Raw genomic sequence first — 585 nt, forward strand, 5'->3', positions numbered from 1 at the left:
GGCCTGGCGGACGTGCTGGCGCGCGACCGCCCCGCTGCCACAGCGCGGCGAAGGCGCCGTTCACGGCGTCACCAGCTTGCCCGGATTCATGCGGCCGTCCGGATCGAATGCGCGGAACAGGGTGCGCAGCGCGGCCATGCCCAGTTCTCCCTTTTCGTGCGCGAGCCACGGCGCGTGGTCGCGGCCCACGCCGTGCTGGTGGCTGATCGTGCCGCCGCTCGCGACGATCGCTTCGGACAGCGCCGTCTTCAGCAGGCGCCAGCGCGCGAGGTCCGCGTCGTAGTCGCCCGCCAGGCGCCAGATGAACGTCGAGTAGACGCTCGCGCCCTGCGGATACAGGTGCGACAGGTGCGTGTACGCGTGCACCCGTTCGCCGTCGCGCGCGAGGGCATCGTGCGCGGCCCGTTCGATGGCACGCATGCCGGGCGTGACGCGCGGCCAGTCGAGCGCCGTCTCCACCGTGTCGATCGCAAAGCCGTGCGTCCACGCGCTGTTGCGCAGGTAGACGTTGCGGAAGCGGTTGCGCTTCCACCGCTCGCCGAGTCCCCGGCCGACGTGCACGCCGCCATCGCGCCGCGCGAGCGG

The 585-nt window shown here is 72.6% G+C and carries 1 protein-coding gene; it reads right to left on the bottom strand.

Annotated features, from left to right (window positions below):
* Nucleotides 1-60 precede the first annotated feature (60 nt).
* On the bottom strand, nt 61-585 hold a 525-nt coding region (locus ACEN88_RS33750), incomplete at its 5' end, for an FAD-linked oxidase C-terminal domain-containing protein (protein WP_413346719.1).

This window comes from Massilia sp. CT11-108 (assembly GCF_047302915.1).
GTDB lineage: Bacteria > Pseudomonadota > Gammaproteobacteria > Burkholderiales > Burkholderiaceae_D > Telluria > Telluria orientalis.